16 protein-coding genes are annotated in these 16645 nt (G+C 71.6%); 4 read left to right on the forward strand and 12 right to left on the reverse strand.

Annotation, left to right across the window (positions count from 1 at the left end):
* Positions 1-43 precede the first annotated feature (43 nt).
* The 3 genes from ABZ880_RS43610 to ABZ880_RS43620 are packed head-to-tail and all read left to right on the forward strand — an operon-like array spanning position 44 to position 2803.
* Positions 44-937 carry an ABC transporter ATP-binding protein gene (locus ABZ880_RS43610; protein ID WP_361275637.1) on the forward strand — a complete coding sequence of 298 codons (894 nt, stop codon included), beginning with the start codon at positions 44-46 and terminating at the stop codon, positions 935-937.
* On the forward strand, positions 934-2535 hold the full coding sequence (locus ABZ880_RS43615; protein WP_361275640.1) for an ABC transporter permease: 1602 nt from the start codon (positions 934-936) through the stop codon (positions 2533-2535). Before ABZ880_RS43610 ends, ABZ880_RS43615 begins: the two co-directional genes overlap by 4 nt.
* A gap of 43 nt (positions 2536-2578) precedes the next feature.
* Entirely contained in the window at positions 2579-2803 is a 225-nt protein-coding gene (locus tag ABZ880_RS43620) for a hypothetical protein (RefSeq protein ID WP_361275643.1), read from the forward strand.
* Here ABZ880_RS43620 and ABZ880_RS43625 read toward each other — a convergent pair.
* Positions 2787-3989 (reverse strand): cytochrome P450, encoded by a 1203-nt coding sequence (locus ABZ880_RS43625; RefSeq protein ID WP_361275647.1) that lies wholly within the window; start codon positions 3987-3989, stop codon positions 2787-2789. The genes ABZ880_RS43620 and ABZ880_RS43625 overlap by 17 nt on opposite strands.
* A 114-nt stretch (positions 3990-4103) precedes the next feature.
* On the reverse strand, positions 4104-4706 hold the full coding sequence (locus ABZ880_RS43630; protein ID WP_361275650.1) for a DUF1326 domain-containing protein: 603 nt from the start codon (positions 4704-4706) through the stop codon (positions 4104-4106).
* A gap of 268 nt (positions 4707-4974) precedes the next feature.
* Between ABZ880_RS43630 and ABZ880_RS43635 the strand changes: the two genes are divergently transcribed.
* Positions 4975-5745, forward strand: a complete 771-nt coding sequence (locus tag ABZ880_RS43635; RefSeq protein WP_361275653.1) for an oxidoreductase — start codon at positions 4975-4977, stop codon at positions 5743-5745.
* Between the two features lie 70 nt (positions 5746-5815).
* On the opposite strand, the gene ABZ880_RS43640 is transcribed toward ABZ880_RS43635, so the two are convergent.
* From ABZ880_RS43640 to ABZ880_RS43685, 10 genes are all read right to left on the reverse strand, one after another.
* Positions 5816-6712 (reverse strand): LysR family transcriptional regulator, encoded by an 897-nt coding sequence (locus ABZ880_RS43640; RefSeq protein ID WP_361275656.1) that lies wholly within the window; start codon positions 6710-6712, stop codon positions 5816-5818.
* Positions 6713-6829: 117 nt separating this feature from the next.
* Positions 6830-7495: a response regulator transcription factor gene (locus ABZ880_RS43645; RefSeq protein ID WP_361275659.1), complete on the reverse strand. Its 666-nt coding sequence runs from the start codon at positions 7493-7495 to the stop codon at positions 6830-6832.
* Positions 7492-8868: a histidine kinase gene (locus ABZ880_RS43650; protein WP_361275662.1), complete on the reverse strand. Its 1377-nt coding sequence runs from the start codon at positions 8866-8868 to the stop codon at positions 7492-7494. Before ABZ880_RS43650 ends, ABZ880_RS43645 begins: the two co-directional genes overlap by 4 nt.
* Before the next feature lie 114 nt (positions 8869-8982).
* A complete protein-coding gene (locus ABZ880_RS43655) occupies positions 8983-9657 on the reverse strand; it encodes a response regulator transcription factor (RefSeq protein WP_361275665.1) in 675 nt (224 codons plus the stop codon).
* The gene (locus ABZ880_RS43660; RefSeq protein WP_361275667.1) at positions 9654-11018 is read right to left on the reverse strand and encodes a sensor histidine kinase; all 1365 of its coding nucleotides are present in this window, start codon (positions 11016-11018) and stop codon (positions 9654-9656) included. The genes ABZ880_RS43655 and ABZ880_RS43660 overlap by 4 nt, the downstream gene beginning before the upstream one ends.
* Complete coding sequence (locus ABZ880_RS43665) at positions 11011-12231, reverse strand: acyltransferase (RefSeq protein WP_361275670.1); 1221 nt, start codon at positions 12229-12231, stop codon at positions 11011-11013. Before ABZ880_RS43665 ends, ABZ880_RS43660 begins: the two co-directional genes overlap by 8 nt.
* A complete protein-coding gene (locus ABZ880_RS43670; protein WP_361275673.1) occupies positions 12224-13273 on the reverse strand; it encodes an alpha/beta hydrolase in 1050 nt (349 codons plus the stop codon). The genes ABZ880_RS43665 and ABZ880_RS43670 overlap by 8 nt, the downstream gene beginning before the upstream one ends.
* A gap of 139 nt (positions 13274-13412) precedes the next feature.
* A complete protein-coding gene (locus tag ABZ880_RS43675) occupies positions 13413-14297 on the reverse strand; it encodes an alpha/beta hydrolase (protein ID WP_361275676.1) in 885 nt (294 codons plus the stop codon).
* Between the two features lie 235 nt (positions 14298-14532).
* Positions 14533-15720: a kynureninase gene (gene kynU / locus ABZ880_RS43680; protein WP_361275679.1), complete on the reverse strand. Its 1188-nt coding sequence runs from the start codon at positions 15718-15720 to the stop codon at positions 14533-14535.
* On the reverse strand, positions 15713-16558 hold the full coding sequence (locus ABZ880_RS43685; RefSeq protein WP_361275682.1) for a tryptophan 2,3-dioxygenase family protein: 846 nt from the start codon (positions 16556-16558) through the stop codon (positions 15713-15715). Before ABZ880_RS43685 ends, kynU begins: the two co-directional genes overlap by 8 nt.
* Positions 16559-16645 lie beyond the last annotated feature (87 nt).

The raw sequence follows: 16645 nt of genomic DNA on the forward strand, positions 1-16645 counted from the left end.
CCTTAACTTCACAAATTTCTGAAAGAAGCGTACGTTCTGAACCATGACGAAGGCAATCAGCGTCTCCGGGCTCCACAAGTCGTTCGGGAAGACGCATGCGCTCGACGGCCTCGACCTGGACGTGGAGACCGGCGAGGTGCACGGCTTCCTCGGCCCGAACGGCGCCGGCAAGTCCACCACCATCCGCGTCCTGCTCGGCCTGCTGCGCGCGGACTCCGGCGCCGCGCAGGTGCTGGGCCGCGACCCGTGGCAGGACGCGGTGGAGGTGCACCGCCGGATCGCGTACGTCCCCGGCGACGTGACCCTGTGGCGCAACCTCTCCGGCGGCGAGGTCATCGACCTCTACGGCCGCCTCCGCGGAGGCCTGGACGCGCGGCGCCGCGCCGACCTGATCGAACGCTTCGAGCTGGAGCCCACCAAGAAGGGCCGCACGTACTCCAAGGGCAACCGCCAGAAGGTCGCCCTGGTCGCCGCGTTCGCCTCGGACGTGGACCTGCTGATCCTGGACGAGCCGACGTCGGGCCTGGACCCGCTGATGGAGGAGGTCTTCCAGCGCTGCGTGGAGGAGGAGCGGGACCGGGGCCGGACGATCCTGCTGTCCTCGCACATCCTCAGCGAGGTCGAGGAGCTCTGCGACCGCGTGAGCATCATCCGCAAGGGCCGCACGGTCGAGTCCGGCTCGCTGGCCGACCTGCGCCACCTGACGCGGACGAGCGTGACCGCCGAACTGGCGGGCCCGCCCAACGGGTTGGCGCACCTGCCCGGCGTCCACGACCTCGACGTACAGGGAAAGCGGGTCAGGCTGCAGGTCGACACGGACAAACTCGACGCCGTGCTGCGGCAGTTGAGCGAGTCGGGCGTGCGGTCGCTGACCTCGACGCCGCCGACGCTGGAGGAGCTGTTCCTGCGGCACTACCAGGACGAGGTGTCACGATGACGAGCCTCGCCGTACGCATGACCGGCGGTTCCCGCCAACTCGCGGGCACCGCGACCCTGTTGCGCTTCGCCCTGCGCCGCGACCGGGTGATGATCCCGGTCTGGGTCGGCGTGAACGCGCTCATGGTCCTCTCCATGCCGAACACCCTGAAGAACCTCTACGGCACCCCTGCCGAACGCACGGACCTGATCCACCAGGTGGCGACCAACGCCTCCTTCCGCGCGCTGATCGGCCCCGTCTACGACACCTCGATCGGCGCGCTGACGGCTTGGCGCGTCGGCGTCTACGCGGGCCTGCTCGCCGCCGCGATGAGCCTGATGATCGTCGTACGGCACACCCGGGACGAGGAGGAGAGCGGGCGCCAGGAACTGGTGGCGTCCGGGATGGTGGGCCGCCGGGCCTCACTGACAGCGGCGCTGCTGGCTGCAGCGGTCGCAAATGCCGTACTGGCACTGCTGGTTGCGGCCGGCCTGGCCGGCCATGGCGCCACCGGGGCCCTGACCTTCGGGCTCGGACTCGCGGCGGTCGGCATGGTCTTCGCCACGATGGCGGCGATCGTCGCGCAGCTGACGGAGAGCGCGAGGCTGGCGCGCGGTCTGACGGCGGGGGTCCTGGGCGCGGCGTTCGTTCTGCGCGCGGCCGGCGACTCCGCGACGGACGACGGCTCGTCCGTCCTGACCTGGCTGTCGCCGCTGGGCTGGCTGGAGAACCTGCGCCCGTACGCCGACGAACGCTGGTGGGTGCTGGTGCTGTTCGCGGCGGCGGTGCTGCTCCAGGCCGCGGTGGCCTACGAGTTGGCGGGCCGCCGGGACATCGGCATGAGCTTCCTGCCCACCCGCCCCGGACCGGCCGCCGGACGGCTCGGCACGGCGGGCGCGCTGGCGTGGCGGCTGCAGCGGGGCAGCGTGTTCGGCTGGAGCCTCGCCTTCTTCGTCGTCGGAGTCGTCTACGGCGGACTCACGGACGGCGTGACCGACCTGGTCGGCGACAACGAGAACGCCCGGAAGATCTTCGAGCGGATGGGCGGCCAGAGCGGCCTCACGGACGCGTTTCTGGCCTCGATGGTCGGGATGATGGGCCTGATCGCAGCGCTGTACGTCGTCGGTTCGGTGCTGCGCCTGAACGGCGAGGAGACCTCGGGCCGCGCGGAACCGTTGCTGGCGAACGCGGTGGGACGACTGCGGTGGGCCGCCGGACACCTGACGATCGCCTTCGGCGGCTCGGCCCTGATCATGCTGCTGGCGGGGGCGGGCTTCACCGTCGGCTACGGCAAGGAGATCGGACCGATCCTGGGGGCGTGCCTGGTGCAGGTCGCCGCGGTGTGGGTGATCGGCGGGGTGACGGTGCTGCTGTACGGGGTGCTGCCGCGGGGGGCGGTGGCGGCGTGGGGAGTCGCCGGGGCGGTGCTGCTGATCGGCTGGGTCGGTCCCGCACTGGACGTACCGCAACCGGTGCTGGACCTGTCCCCCTTCGGCCATCTGCCGAAGCTGCCGGGCGGGGGGATGGAGTGGGCGCCGGTGCTGATCCTGCTGGGGCTGGCGGTGGTTCTGGTGGCCGGCGGGCTGGCCGGACTGCGGCGGCGGGACATGACGACCTGAACGGCGGGAACCCCAAGGCGGCCTGCGCACGTCACTCCCGGACATGGGGCAACGTACGGAGGCCGCCGCGGGGTGTGTGACCGCGGCGCTCGGCGCGGGCGCGGGACTCGCGGTGTGGTCCGTCGACGTCAGGGACCGGCTGTGGCGTTTCGAGGCGGCCCCCGACTGGAGCGTCCTCTACGCCGAACTGCCGCTGGCGATCCTCGGCGGAACCGCCGCCGCGCTGGGTGTCTGGGCTCTGCTCCGACGTCTCAGACCGCGACGCTGAGCCCCTCCAACCCGCGGATCACGAAGTTCGGCTTCCGCGCCGGTTCCTGGGCGAGGCTCAGGGCCGGGGCCTTCTCGAGCAGGGCGGTCATGGAGGCCGCCAGCTCGATACGGGCCAACGGCGCCCCGATGCAGTAGTGGATACCGGCGCTGAAGGAGATGTGCGGGTTCTCCTTGCGGGTGAGGTCCAGCTTCTCGGGCTCGGAGAAGACGTCCGGGTCATGGTTGGCGGAACCGAAGAGCATGGCGATCTCCGCGCCCTGCGGAATGGTCGTCCCGTCGATCTCGATGTCGTCCAGCACCCACCGCTCGAAGAGCTGGAGCGGGGTGTCGTAGCGCATGAGCTCTTCGACGGCGGAGGGCACGAGGGAGTGGTCGGCGCGCAGGGCGGCCAGCTGCTCCGGATTGCGGAACAGGGCGTACCAGCCGTTGACGGTGGCGTTGACGGTCGCCTCGTGGCCGGCGTTGAGGAGCAGGACCGCCGTGGAGATCATCTCCTGCTCGGTGAGCCGGTCGCCCTCGTCGTGGGCGGCGATGAGCCCCGAGATGAGATCCTCGCCGGGCTCCTTTCGCCGCTCGGCGATCAGCTCCCGCAGGTACTCCGAGAACTCGACGGAGGCCTGGACGGCCTTGCGCGCGGTGTCCTCGGACGGGTTCAGCTCGTACATCCCGCAGATGTCGGCCGACCAGGGCCGCAGCGGGGCGCGGTCGCCCTCCGGGATCCCCAGCATCTCGGCGATGACGGCGACGGGGAGCGGCTCGGCGACATCACCGAGCAGGTCGCCGCCACCCGCCTCGACCAGCCGGTCCACGAGCTCGCCGGCCAGCTTGGTCACATACGGCTTGAGCTGCTCCACCGTGCGCGGCGTGAACGCCTTCGAGACCAGCCGGCGGATCCGGGTGTGGTCCGGTGGCTCCAGGTCGAGCATGCCGTGGTCGTTGAGGTCGTGGAACGGCTCGTGCGCGGCGGGCGGCGCGGTCCGTCCGAAGTCCTCGTGCGTGAACCGGTGCAGATACGTCCGCCCGAGCCGCCGCTCCCTGAGCAGCGCCGAGACGTCCGCGTGGCGCGGGACGAGCCACTGGTTCGTGGCCTCGAAGTGGTGCACCCGGCCTTTGGCACGCAGCTCGGCGTAGGCGGGGTACGGGTCGGCGAGGAACTCGGGGTCCCAGGGGTCGAAGGCTGCCATGCGGGGACGCTAACCCGGGGTCTGCCCCTCTGACCAGGGGTGTTCCTTCAGGACCAGGAACGCCAGCCGCGGCAAGTACGTGTGCGAACTGGCCGCGGCGTGACGGCGAGGCGGTCAGACGGACCAGGCGAACGGCGCGGAGTGCCCGTTGTGACCCGCCAGGTCGAGGTCGAGACCGAACGCCCGTATGCGGGCGACATTGGACTTCGCGATCGTCACGACCGAATTGGGCGTGAGGGTCATGCCATGCAGGGTCGCGCCTTCACTCGCGCCGTCCAGGAAGAAGTCCTCGACCTCGATGTCGACCGAGTCCCCGATGGTGACGCGGTGGGTCCGGTCCGTTGAGTCGAACGTGATCGGAGCGGTTTCCACGCCGGCGATCTCGCCCACCAGAGGAGTGAGCAGCTCCGGCGGCCCACCCATCGCTCCGCTGAACACCCCCTGCAGCTTCTCGGCCTGCTCGGCCGAGGCCGCCTCGTCGAGGAACAGTCCGACACGCCAGCCGCCCAGGGACATCTGCCCCGGCGCGTCCGCCAGCAGCGCGACGGTGAGCCCACCGACGTCGACACCCTCGATGTCCCCCCGGTCGACGTGGAACACCAGCGTCACCTGACACCGCTCGGTGTCCGCCGGCATCGCCAAGGCCGAGACGGTGCACGGACACACCACGTCACACGGACATGCTTCGAAATACCGGCCTTCCAGACTCCATCCCATCGCCCGCTCCGCTTCACTACTAGTCGGTTCTCAGACGGGATCCGTTCTCCGGATATACCCCCAGCATATGTCTGGACCAAGCGACTCGACAGCTCGGGCTGCAGCATGAGTCACGCACGAGCGGGCCATAGGAACTCCCTATAGCTCGTACTGATATTTCGTCTTTGCCTCTCGCTCTTTTCCATACATACCGTGAAACAGCTCGACGACGCATTCACCAGCTTTTCTCCGTCGAGCGGCAAATTACGCGATCGAGAGGACCGGTGGCATGACCACGATCGAGAACGGATCGGGAACGCGAGAACTCGCGGGAAAGCGAGCCCTGGTCACGGGTGGTACGCGCGGAATAGGAGCAGCCGTCGTACGCCGGCTCCTGGACGCGGGCGCCGAGGTGCTCACCACCGCCAGGTCGGCGGCGGGCACGGTGCCGGAGGGCGCTGCCTTCGTGACGGCAGACGTGCGGACCCGGGATGGAGCGCAGGCGCTCGCCGCGGCCGCGCAGGAGGTGCTCGGCGGGGTGGACGTCCTGGTCCACAACGCGGGTGGTGCGGGACCGCACGCGGATGCCGTGGCCATCCCCGACGAGGAGTGGCAGAACGCGCTGGACCTGAACTTCCTGGCGTCGGTGCGGCTGGACTCGCTGCTGGCACCGGGGATGCGGGAACGGCGTTCGGGGGTGATCCTGCATGTCTCCTCGGCCGCGGTCCCCGCCGCACTGCCGCCGTTCCTGCACTACACGGCGGCGAAGGCGGCACTGGAGAACTACAGCCGCGGGCTGGCCTCGCAGCTGGCCCCGTCCGGAATCCGGGTCAACACCGTGACTCCGGGCAGAACCGCCACCCCCGGCGGCGAGGCGACGCGGAAGCAGTGGGCGCTCCTGGACGCGGGGCCGGGCCAGGACAACACCACGCCCCCGCTGGGGCGCGACGGCCAACCCGACGACATCGCCCACGCGGTGCTGTTCCTCGTGTCCGACCGGGCGAGCTGGCTGACCGGTAGCAATCTCGTCGTGGACGGCGGCGAATTCACCAGGGGCTGACCCGGACAGAATTCCGAAACGCCACGTTCGACACAATGAATTCAGTGGCGCCCGCCTCTTTCTCGGCCGGTCAGGACACCGGCGAGAAGAAGGCTGATTTGTGCCACGTCTCCTGACGCAGGAATTCGAGCAGGGCCCTCTCCGCCGGGCCCGCGCCATTCCGGAGCGCGGCGACGACGGGCTGGGACACGACCGGGAACACCGGGCGCGCGAGGTGCTCGTACCCCTGGGGCACCGCCGAGGCCGGCACGAGCGTCACTCCCAGCCCGCCGGCGGCCCAGCGCACGGCCGTCGCCGTCTGGGACACGCGGGCGATCGTGGTCGGGGCCAGTTCGTTGTCCCGCAGCACGTCGCGCAGCACGCAGTCGAGCGTGCTGTCGCGGTCGAACCTCACCCACGGCTCACCCGCCAGCTCGCGCAGCTCGACCCGGTCCGCGGCAAGCCGCGGGTGCCCGACGCCCATCACCACGACGAACTCCTCGTCGCCGAGGTGATGGGCGTCGGCAGGGCCCCCGCACGGCTCGGCCACCAGGGCGAGGTCCAGCACGCCCCGGCGCCCCAGCCGCTCCAGTTCGGCGGGGTTCGGCTCCTCGAAGACGGTGACCTCCAGCCGCGGGAAGCGGCGGCGCAACGCACCCAGCGCGCCCGGCAGCTGTCGCGTGCCCAGGCCCATCTGCACCGCGACCAGCAGCTCGCCCACCAGTTCGTCGGCACCGGCCCGCGCCGTCGCCCTCGCCCGCCGCGCGGCCGTCACCGCGGCCTCCGCCTCCCGCAGGAACGCGCGACCGACCACGGTGGGCACCAGTCCGGTCGGCGTGCGGTCGAACAGTGTCACGCCGAGTTCCCGCTCCAGGCTGCGGATCTGCTGGGACACCGACGGTTGAGCGACGTGCAGCAGCTCCGCCGCCGCCGTCACCGAGCCCTCCTCGGCAACGGCCAGGGCGTACTCGAACTGACGAAGGCTCATCGGCTTCCGTCCCCTCCCCGGGGGTGGACCGCGGCCCAGCCCGTTGTCATGGTCGTCGTATTAGTAAGAGATCGTGTTCTCCCGATATTTCGTCCCGGGACATGCGCGGACAGCGACCTAGCCCGGCGTCACCAGCCGCGCCTCGTACGCGAACACCGCCGCCTGCGTCCGGTCCCTCAGGCCCAGCTTCACCAGGATTCGGCTCACATGGGTCTTGATCGTCGACTCCGCGACCACCAGCCGCTCGGCTATCTCCGCGTTCGACAGGCCCTGGGCGATGAGGACCAGGACCTCCGTCTCGCGGTCGGTCAGGTCGCCGTAGGCCGCCATGGCGGCCTGCATGGGGCGCGGGGTTCCCGAGAGTTTGGAGAACTCCGTGATCAGTCGCTTCGTCACCGTGGGGGCCAGGAGTGCCTCGCCGGAGGCCACCACCCTTACGCCGTCGGCCAGTTGGCGGGCGGAGGCGTCCTTGAGGAGGAAGCCGGACGCTCCTGCGCGCAGTGCCTGGTAGACGTACTCGTCGAGGTCGAAGGTCGTCAGGACGAGGACCTTCGACGTGCTGTCGGCGGCCACGATCTCGCGGGTCGCCTCGATGCCGTTCAGCTCCGGCATGCGGATGTCCATCAGGACCACGTCGGGGGCGAGTTCACGGACGCGGTCCACCGCCTCGCGGCCGTTGACCGCCTCGCCGACCACCTCGATGTCCGGCATCGCGTTCAACAGGACCGAGAAGCCCTCGCGCACCATCATCTGGTCGTCCGCGATCAGGACGCGGATCGTCATGCCTCTCCTTCGGTTCCGGCGGCCACCGGCAGGAACACCGTCACCTCGTAGCCGCCCTCGTCCGTCCGGCCCGCCGTCATCTCGCCGTTCAGCATCGAGACGCGCTCCCGCATGCCTGTGATGCCGTGACCGGCGCCGGGTGAGGGCTTCAGCAGTGAGGGGTTCGGTGGCGGGTCGTTGACTATGCGCACGCCCAGGCCGCCGAGCACATAGCCGATCTCCACGCGGGCGCTCGCGCCCGGCGCGTGGCGCAGGCTGTTGCTCAGCGCCTCCTGAACCATGCGGTACGCCGACAGCTCGACGCCCTGCGGGAGTTCACGTATCGCTCCGGTCACCGTCTTGTCGACGCTCAGGCCCGCCTCCCGCACATTGGCGAGCAGGGCGTCCAGGTCGGCGAGGGTCGGCTGCGGGGCGTCCGGGGCCTCGTAGTCCTCGGCGCGAACCACGCCCAGCACACGGCGCAGCTCGGCGAGCGCCGCGACCGCGTTCTCCCGGATCGTCGCGAACGCCTTCTCCAGTTCCGGCGGCGGGTTCTCCACCCGGTAGGGCGCGGCCTCCGCCTGGATGGCGACGACCGACATGTGGTGCGCGACCACGTCGTGCAGCTCACGGGCGATCGTCGTGCGCTCCTCCAGCAGGGTGCGGCGCGAACGCTCGTGCGCGGTCACCGACTGCTGGGCGGTCACCTCCTGGCGGGCCTCGCGGCGTATGTGCCAGACGCTGACGGCGAGGAGGACCAGGGCGGAGAAGGACAGCAGCTGGGCGGTGTTGGCGTCGAAGCCGGAGTGTGGCCCCCAGCTGAAGAACGTGGTGACCACCACGCCGTAGACCCCGGTGAGCGCCCACATCCACGCCGCCGTGCGCGGCCGGGTCCGTATCGCCACGATTGTGAGCACGAACAGGTGGCAGGCGAAGGCACCGGGCAGCCACGGCCACTCGCTGTCCCAGCTGGAGCCGATCACCGCGACGACCGGGGTCGCGGCCATCGACGCCCAGAACGCGCCGACCGGCCGGACCATCGTCAGCAGGACCGGGATCAGGGCCAGCAGCCCGAGGACGAAGTTGTCGCCGGCGCCGAGCATGGCGCTGTTCGCGGCGATGAGCATGGCAAGAACGCCGAACGCGGTGATCACGGCGTGCGGAGTCCAGGTCGCGTACTCCCGCATCCGGCCGCGCAGACGGCGGACGAGCGGAGCGTGGACGCTCGCGCGCGGCAGCGGACGGTACGCGAAGGCCTCGTGGAACAGGTCCTGACGCATTCCGCGCAGGGCGTCCATGGCCGCCCGGAACTCCGGGCTGCTCGGCTTGTACGGCTCGTACGCGCCCTCCGGCTGCTCCGGCGGGCCCTTGGGCGTCTGGGTCGTCTCGGTCACATCAGAACCGTAGGCGGAGGCGGGGGTCGCGGTCGTCACCAGTGAGAAGGGTTCTCCGGGCTCCCTCTCAGGTACTACGGGTACGGCCACGAGGCCCCCGGAGACGACCGCCGGTCAGTATCCCGACGGCCGTACCAGCCCCGACTCGTATGCGAACACCGCCGCCTGCGTCCGGTCCCTCAGGCCCAGCTTCACCAGGATGCGGCCCACATGGGTCTTCACGGTCTGCTCCGCCACGACCAGCCGCTCGGCGATCTCCGCGTTCGACAGACCCTGCGCGATCAGGGCGAGGACCTCCGTCTCGCGCTCGGTCAGGTCGCCGACGCGTGTCTTGAGCGGGGCGCGGGGCTTGCCGTCCAGGCGGGAGAACTCGGCGATCAGCCGCCGGGTGATGCCCGGTGCGAGCAGCGCGTCGCCGGCCGCGACCACCCGGACCGCCTCGGCGAGCTTGTCCGCGGACGCGTCCTTGAGCATGAACCCGGAGGCGCCGGCGCGCAGCGCCTCGTACACGTACTCGTCGAGGTCGAAGGTGGTGAGCACCAGCACCTTTATGTCGGGACGCTCGGTGGTGATTCGACGGGTGGCCTCGATGCCGCCGAGCTCGGGCATGCGGATGTCCATCAGGACGACGTCCGGGACGAGTTCGGCGACCTTGGCCACTGCGTCCAGGCCGTCCACCGCCTGCCCGATGACGTCGATGTCGGGCTGGGTGTTGAGCAGCACGGTGAAGCCCTGCCGGACCATCTGCTGGTCGTCGGCGATGATGACGCGAATGGGGCTGCTCGTCATGCGGTGTCGTCCTTCGGGTCGGTGACGGGGTCCGGGGCGTCGGGGAGGTCCGGGCCGTCGGCGCGCGGGGCGACCGGCAGGAACGCGGAGACCTGGTAGCCGCCGTCCGGCTGGGAGTGTGCGGACAGATCGCCGCCGAGCATCGCGGCCCGCTCCCGCATGCCCAGCAGACCGTGCCCCGCGCCCGGCGAGGACGGCGCCTCGTGCAGCGGCCGCGAGTTGACGACCTCCACACGCAGTCCGAAGGGGACGTAGGCGACTTCGACGCTCGCGCTCGCGCCGGGTGCGTGGCGCAGTACGTTGCTCAGCGCCTCCTGCACGATCCGGTACGCCGACAGCTCCACGCCGGACGGCATGGGGCGCCGCTCTCCGACGGTCCGCGTGGTCACGGTCAGGCCGGCCGCCCGGGTGTTCTCGACGAGCGCGTCGAGCCGGTCCAGGGTGGGCTGCGGACTGTGCACGTCGCTGCCGGCGCCGTCGAGCATGTCCGTGCCGGGATCCTCCGAGCGCAGGACGCCCAGCACGCGGCGCAGCTCGGTCAGTGCCTCCAGCGCATTGCTCCGTATGCCCTCGAGGTTCTCCTTGAGCTCCTCGGGCGGGTCCTTGACCAGGTGGGGGGCGACCTGGGCCTGGATGGAGATGACGGACATGTGGTGGGCGACCACGTCGTGCAGCTCGCGGGCGATGCGGTTGCGCTCCTCCAGCAGGGTGCGCCGCGCCCGCTCCTCGGCGGTGAGAGTGGTCTGCCGGCCCAGTTCCGCGCGCGCCTCGCGGCGGCCGCGCAGCGCAATGCCGAGCACGACGACGACCGTGGACAGGGCGATGGTGACGACGCCGGTGTGCTGATAGTGCGCCGCGCCCCACACGTCCTCGAGGACGAAGGTGAGCAGTGCGGTCAGGACCAGCACCTCGACGGACACCCGGGTGCGGACCCGCAGTGCGAGCAGCAGCAGTACGAGCAGGTGGGCGATGATCCCGGCCGCGGTCCAGGGCCAGGTGAACTCGGTCCCCCCGTCCATGCCCAGCTTGCCGTGCACCGCGAGGGCGCCCAGCAGGCCGGCCCCCGTCGACAGCCACCACGCCGGGATCGGCCGCCACATCGCGAGGACCACGGCACCGCCCTGCGCGAGTGCGATCAGGAAGCCGTTCACGCCCAGATGCCCTGTGTCCTGGAGCTGCGCCGTGCCGCCGAGCACGATGCCGAACGCCGCCAGGCACAGCACGCCGTGCGGCAGCCACCGCAGCCACTTGGACGGGGGCAGCGGGTTCGCATCGGTGTCGGCCAGGTCGTCGCGCACCACCCGCAGCCCGCGCACCACCCGCTGCATCCCCGTTCCCGTCACGCGCACCACCCTAGACATGACGCCTCTCCAGCGCCGCCGCCCCGGACGACGGGCGGTGGGCGCGGACGACCCGTGACCGCCGGCGGCCCGTCCGTCCCGCGGGGCGGGCGTGCTCGTAGGTCCGAAAGGCGGCCCAGCAGACGGTGAGGGCCAGGGCGAAGACCGGGAGCCACATCAGGCGGGACGCCACCCAGCCGAGGCCGTCGGGGGAGGTGTGCAGGCCGGGGAGGCGGCCCGCGAGGAGGCCGGTGGCCGTGGTCGCCATCATCGCCGTCTGGTGCCAGAGGAAGATCGTCATCGCGGAGAGGTTGACGAAGGCCACCACCGCCCAGGCCAGGGGGCGCCGCATCGTACGGCGCAGCCGGTCGCGCAGGAGCAGCGCGAGGCCGCACTGGGCCAGGCCGAAGGCGACCGCGGCCAGGGTCGGCGGGTTGAGGTTCGATATCGCCGAGCCCGGGATGCCGACCATCGATGCCGGGTAGTGCGCCCAGATCACCAGCGCGGCCGTCGCCGCGGTGCCGCCGATGAGCAGGATCCAGCCCGCGCGCGGGCGGTCCAGCTCGCCGCGGGTCCAGGCCGCGCCGAGGGTGTACGGCACCAGCCAGCCCGCCGCCAGGTTCACCCAGCCGAGGCTCTGCGGAGCGCCGAGTCCGAAGCGGAGCAGGTCCACATGGAGGACGACGGCCAGCGGCCAGAGGGGGTTGAGCCGGGTGAGCAGCGGGGTCGCCGCCGTGAGGGCCGCGAAGACGAGAAGGAACCAGAGGGGTGACAGGGCCAGCTTGACGAGCGTGCGGACCGTGTCGAGGTCGGCTCCCGAGAGGAGCAGGGACGTCGCGGTCACGGTCCACAGGACCAGTACGGCCGCCACCGGCTTGAACAGCCGCGACAGACGGGCGACCAGCCATCGGACGTACGGCGTCCCCCTGGCGCGGGCCGAGCTGTAACTCCGGGTCGCCACATGGCCGCCCACCAGGAAGAACACGGCGAGGGTCTGGAAGGCCCAGGAGATGGGGGCCAGCCATGGCATGTGCTGGAGGGGGCTGGTGGTGTGCAGGGTGCCGCCGTCCGCCACCAGGGCCGTGACCAGCCAGTGGCCGAGGACCACGCCGAGGATCGCGAAGGCGCGCAGGGCGTCCACGGCCCGGTCCCGGTCCCCGGGGGTGGCCGTGTCGATCCGTTCGGCGCTCTGCCGTATACCGTCCCACGCGCGGCGCACGCTCAACTCACGCACGGGTCACCTCCTTCGACTCGCCGAGCACGATCCGGGCGAGGTTGGCCAGGGAGACCGAGCCCGGCCTGAAGTAGTCGCTGTGGCCGCCGGAGCCCGCCGCGAAGACATGGGCGCCGAAGGCCGGGGACACGGGGTCGGTGCCGAAGCCGACGGTGGTGCCGAACAGGTCGGTGCTGACGTGCGGGACCTCGGCGATCCAGTCGTCACCGCCGCGCGCCGCCCAGACGCGGGCCCGTGTGTGCAGGGCCGCCGCCGAGTCCGCGCCCGTGCCGGGGCTGCCGACGAGGGCGATGTCGGCGACGTCCAGACCGGCGGCCGCGCGGCCGCACACCACCGAGCCGTAGGAGTGGCAGAGCAGGGAGATGCGTGCCTCGGCCCCGGCTGTTCCGCGCAGTTCGGCGATGAACTCGCGCAGGTGCGGGGCCGCCTGCTCGGCACGGCCCGTCGTGAGGACCGTGGCGCTGATCGTGGCCGGCGTCCGGTAGCCCAGCCAGGCCACGACCGCGGTGCGGGTGCCCTTGGGGGCCTCCCTCGTCAGGCGGTCGTGCAGGGCGACGGCGCCCGCGCGGAAGCGGTCGTAGGTGTCGAGGGAGGTGTCGGAGCCCGGGACGAGAACCGCGATGCGGTCTGCGTGGGCGAGGTCGCCGAAGACCTCCGTCGCCCGGCCGGGGCCGCGGCCGTCGAAGGAGAGGAAGTGACGGGTCGGGGTGGCCATGGAGCGGTCGGCGGCGGCGCGTTTGTCGTCGCCGTGGGTGGCGGCCATGCGGGACGCCGCCGCGGCGTTGGCGCGGTTGGCTGCGTAGGCGCTGTCGAGGGTGGTTGCCGTGAGGGGGGCGAGAGTTGCGGGGGGCGGGGCGGGGATCTCGGGGCGGGTTGCCGCGGAGAGCGGCAGGACCACGGCGGCGGTGATGAGCGATGCGAGGGTGGCTCGGCGCCATCTGCCGGCTCGGCGGCGCCCGGTCCCATGCCCTGCGGTTGCCCGCGGCGCGACTTGATCCTGCGCCGCCTCCCGAGCTGCAAGCGCCCCCGTCTCGAGCCCCATGGTCGTCTCCCCTCCCAGTTCGCCCGGCCATCGGGCTTGTCTGGATGGGAAGTTACGGAGACGGGCTCGTCGTCCGCGTCACGCCAGGGAGCTGTCCTGGCACGTAGCTCTCAGGTACTACGGGTATGAAGGGGACGGCTCACCAGGCCAGCTGCGCGATCTCCTCCGCCACCACCGCGCACGCGTCCGCCGCCGGGTCGATCAGCGGGAAGTGACCGACGTCCTCCAGGAGCGTGAGGCCCACCACCTCGCCGGCCTTCGCCGCCGCGTCCGCGTAGGACTCGGCGACCGCCTGCGGGACGTCGAGGTCCGTGCGGCCCTGGACCAGCGTGGTCGCGATGCCGGTGGGCAGCAACAGCGACGGGTCCGCGTGCGGGCGCCGCTCGGTGAACTTCTCGTCCCCGCCCAGGAGTTGGCGCGCGGCCCCGCCGCAGACGTCCAGCTTGTCGGCGACCTCGAAGTCGGCGATCGGGGCGAGGGCGACGACACCGCGCAGGGGCGCGGGACGGTCCGTGCGCCACGGGGAACCGGCGGGCAGCACATGCCGTGCCGCCGCCCACAGCGCGAGGTGGCCGCCCGCCGAGTGGCCGGTGACCACCATGCGCCGCGGGTCGGCCTGCGGAAGGGCGTCCCGCAGGAGCGCAGGCAGGGCGTCCAGCGCGGCTACGACGTCGTCGAAGGTCTCCGGCCACCGCCCCGCGACCGGACCACCGGTCCCGCCCTGGGCGGGGATCACACCGCCCCGCCGGTACTCCACGCTGGCCACGGCGAAGCCCCGCCGGGCCAGGAAGTCGGCGAACGGGGAGATGTGCCGCCGGTCGTAAGGCGCCCGCCAGGCACCGCCGTGCAGCACCACGACCAGCGGGGCGAGGGTGCCGGCGGGCAGCTCGTGGCGCGGGGCGTAGAAGTCGATCAGCTGGTCGGGGTGGTCGCCGTACGCGACGGTGGAGTCGGGGTCGACCGGCGGGTGCGAGAACGCCGACTCCTCCTCGGCGGCGGCCCGGGCTGCGGCGTCGTCCGGCATGCTCCAACCTCTCAGCGGGGATGGGGGTACCTCCCAGGCTTTCGGCACTGGGGGCGGATTTCGGGCCGAGCGGACCAGCTGCGACATCGGCCGTTGGCGGGGACGGTACCAGGCCGGTGACGTGCGCGGACACGGGGATGTCACGCTCGGTGAGGACAAAACGGTTCTGTGACGCGCGAGGGCCGGGCGGCACCACGACCGCCCGGCCCGCACCCGTATGCCAAAAGCACGCAAGCTACCCGCCCAGCGTCTCCCCCAGCACCCGGGCCGCCCGCTCCACATCCCCGAAGCCGACGTACAGCGGTGTGAACCCGAACCGCAGCACGTCCGGGTGCCGGAAGTCCCCGACCACGCCCTGCTCGATCAGCCGCTTCATCACGTCACCGGCGTCCGCACAGCGCAGCGCCACCTGGCTGCCGCGCTCCTGGTGGGCCACCGGAGTCAGCGACTCCACCCGCCCCGCCGGGACGTACTCCTCCACGCACTTCAGGAAGAGGTCCGTCAGCGCGAGCGACTTGGCGCGCACCGCCTCGACCGACACGCCCTCCCAGACCTCCAGCGCCGCCTCCAGGGCGAGCATGGAGAGGATGTCCGGGGTGCCGACGCGGCCGCGGAGCGCGCCCGCGGCCGGTTCGTAGCCGGGGCGCATGCCGAAGGGCTCCACGTGGGAGTTCCAGCCGGGCAGCGGGGAGTCGAAGCGTTCCTGCAGGTCACGGCGTACATAGAGGTACGCCGGTGAACCCGGGCCACCGTTCAGGTACTTGTAGGTGCAGCCGACCGCCAGGTCCACGCCGTGCTCGTCGAGGCCGACCGGCAGCGCGCCCGCGCTGTGGCACAGGTCCCAGACGGCGACCGCGCCCGCCGCGTGCAATTCCGCCGTGAGACCGGGCAGGTCGTGCAGTCGGCCGGTGCGGTAGTCGACGTGGTTCAGCAGGACGGCGGCCGTACGGTCGGACAGCACGCCCGGCACGTCCCCCGGAACCACGGGACGCAGCGTGCACCCCGTCATCCGGGCGGCCGACTCCGCGATGTACCCGTCCGTGGGAAAGGTCGTCGCGTCGACGACGATCTCGTCCCGGCCCGCTCCCGCCATCCGCACGGCGGCGACAAGTGCCTTGAAGACATTGACGCTTGTCGAGTCGCCGACGACGATCTGCCCGGCCGCCGCCCCGACCAGCGGTGCGATACGGTCGCCGATCCGCTCCGGCGCCGTCCACCAGCCGCTCTCGTCCCAGGACCGTATGCGCAGCTCGCCCCACTGGCGCCGTACGACGTCGTCGACCCGTCCCGGGACCGCCGAAGGCAGCGCGCCGAGCGAGTTCCCGTCCAGGTAGACCACCTCGTCCAGCACGAACTGCTTGCGCAGCCCGGCCAGTTCGTCGGCGGCATCCAACTCCCCTGCCCGCACCGTGAGTTCAGACATGGGACCGCGCCGTCCACAGCTCGGGGAAGACGTTCTTCTGCGCGCGCTTCTCCAGCCAGGCCACCCCGGCCGAGCCGCCCGTGCCGGGCTTGGCGCCCATGGCGCGGCGGGTGGCGACCAGGTGGTCGTTGCGCCATCGCCACACCAGCTCGGCCACGTCGGTCAACGCCTCGCCGAGCCTGGCGAGTTCGGCGTTCTCGTCGCCCGCGTAGACCGCGGTCCAGGCGGCCTCGACGGCCTCGTTCGGCTCGTAGCGCCGCGAGACGTCGCGCCGCAGGACGGACCCCGGGATCGCGCACCCGCGCCGCGCCATCAGCCGCAGCACCTCGTCGTACAGGCTCGGCTCGGCGAGCGCCTTCTCCAGTTCGGCGTGGACCCGGGGCGCGCCGCGGTGCGGAACCAGCATCGACGCGGACTTCTCGCCGAGCAGGAACTCCATCCGGCGGTACATCGCCGACTGGAAGCCGGAGCCCTCGCCGAGGGCCGAGCGGTAGGAGTTGAACTGGGCCGGGGTCAGCTGGCCGAGCGGCTTCCAGGAGGCGTTCAGCGCCTCCAGCTCCCGCACGGAGCGCTTCAGCGCGGCGACGGCGGTCGGGACGTCGTCCGAGCGGAGCGCGTGGGCCGCGGTCTCCCATTCGTGGACGATGACGGTGAACCACAGCTCCATAACCTGGGTCGTGACCAGGAAGACCATCTCTCCGGGGTCCTCGGAGAGGGTGTGCTGGAGGTGGGTGAGGACGTCGGCCTTGACGTAGTCCTCGTACGGGGTCGTTCCCTGGAAGTCGAGATGCGGGGTCTCGGGCTCCTGAGCCTCTGCGGGCTGGGCCAAGTGGGACATCGCGGTCTCCTGCAATGTGCTCCGGGTAGCGGTCCGCCCCTGCCGTTATCGACACGGGGGCCCCGGTCCCCACCGGGCATCCTCCAC

The sequence above is a fragment of the Streptomyces sp. NPDC047043 genome (assembly GCF_040644055.1).
In the GTDB taxonomy this organism is placed as follows: Bacteria; Actinomycetota; Actinomycetes; order Streptomycetales; family Streptomycetaceae; genus Streptomyces.

What these genes read in the sequence shown, in the direction of transcription:
- ABZ880_RS43660 (WP_361275667.1), bottom strand. Translation starts at nt 11,018, where the DNA reads ATGTCTAGGGTGGTGCGCGTGACGGGAACGGGGATGCAGCGGGTGGTG.
- ABZ880_RS43630 (WP_361275650.1), bottom strand. Translation starts at nt 4,706, where the DNA reads ATGGGATGGAGTCTGGAAGGCCGGTATTTCGAAGCATGTCCGTGTGAC.
- kynU (WP_361275679.1), bottom strand. Translation starts at nt 15,720, where the DNA reads ATGTCTGAACTCACGGTGCGGGCAGGGGAGTTGGATGCCGCCGACGAA.
- ABZ880_RS43670 (WP_361275673.1), bottom strand. Translation starts at nt 13,273, where the DNA reads ATGGGGCTCGAGACGGGGGCGCTTGCAGCTCGGGAGGCGGCGCAGGAT.
- ABZ880_RS43620 (WP_361275643.1), top strand. Translation starts at nt 2,579, where the DNA reads ATGGGGCAACGTACGGAGGCCGCCGCGGGGTGTGTGACCGCGGCGCTC.
- ABZ880_RS43655 (WP_361275665.1), bottom strand. Translation starts at nt 9,657, where the DNA reads ATGACGAGCAGCCCCATTCGCGTCATCATCGCCGACGACCAGCAGATG.
- ABZ880_RS43675 (WP_361275676.1), bottom strand. Translation starts at nt 14,297, where the DNA reads ATGCCGGACGACGCCGCAGCCCGGGCCGCCGCCGAGGAGGAGTCGGCG.
- ABZ880_RS43610 (WP_361275637.1), top strand. Translation starts at nt 44, where the DNA reads ATGACGAAGGCAATCAGCGTCTCCGGGCTCCACAAGTCGTTCGGGAAG.
- ABZ880_RS43625 (WP_361275647.1), bottom strand. Translation starts at nt 3,989, where the DNA reads ATGGCAGCCTTCGACCCCTGGGACCCCGAGTTCCTCGCCGACCCGTAC.
- ABZ880_RS43640 (WP_361275656.1), bottom strand. Translation starts at nt 6,712, where the DNA reads ATGAGCCTTCGTCAGTTCGAGTACGCCCTGGCCGTTGCCGAGGAGGGC.
- ABZ880_RS43615 (WP_361275640.1), top strand. Translation starts at nt 934, where the DNA reads ATGACGAGCCTCGCCGTACGCATGACCGGCGGTTCCCGCCAACTCGCG.
- ABZ880_RS43645 (WP_361275659.1), bottom strand. Translation starts at nt 7,495, where the DNA reads ATGACGATCCGCGTCCTGATCGCGGACGACCAGATGATGGTGCGCGAG.
- ABZ880_RS43685 (WP_361275682.1), bottom strand. Translation starts at nt 16,558, where the DNA reads ATGTCCCACTTGGCCCAGCCCGCAGAGGCTCAGGAGCCCGAGACCCCG.
- ABZ880_RS43635 (WP_361275653.1), top strand. Translation starts at nt 4,975, where the DNA reads ATGACCACGATCGAGAACGGATCGGGAACGCGAGAACTCGCGGGAAAG.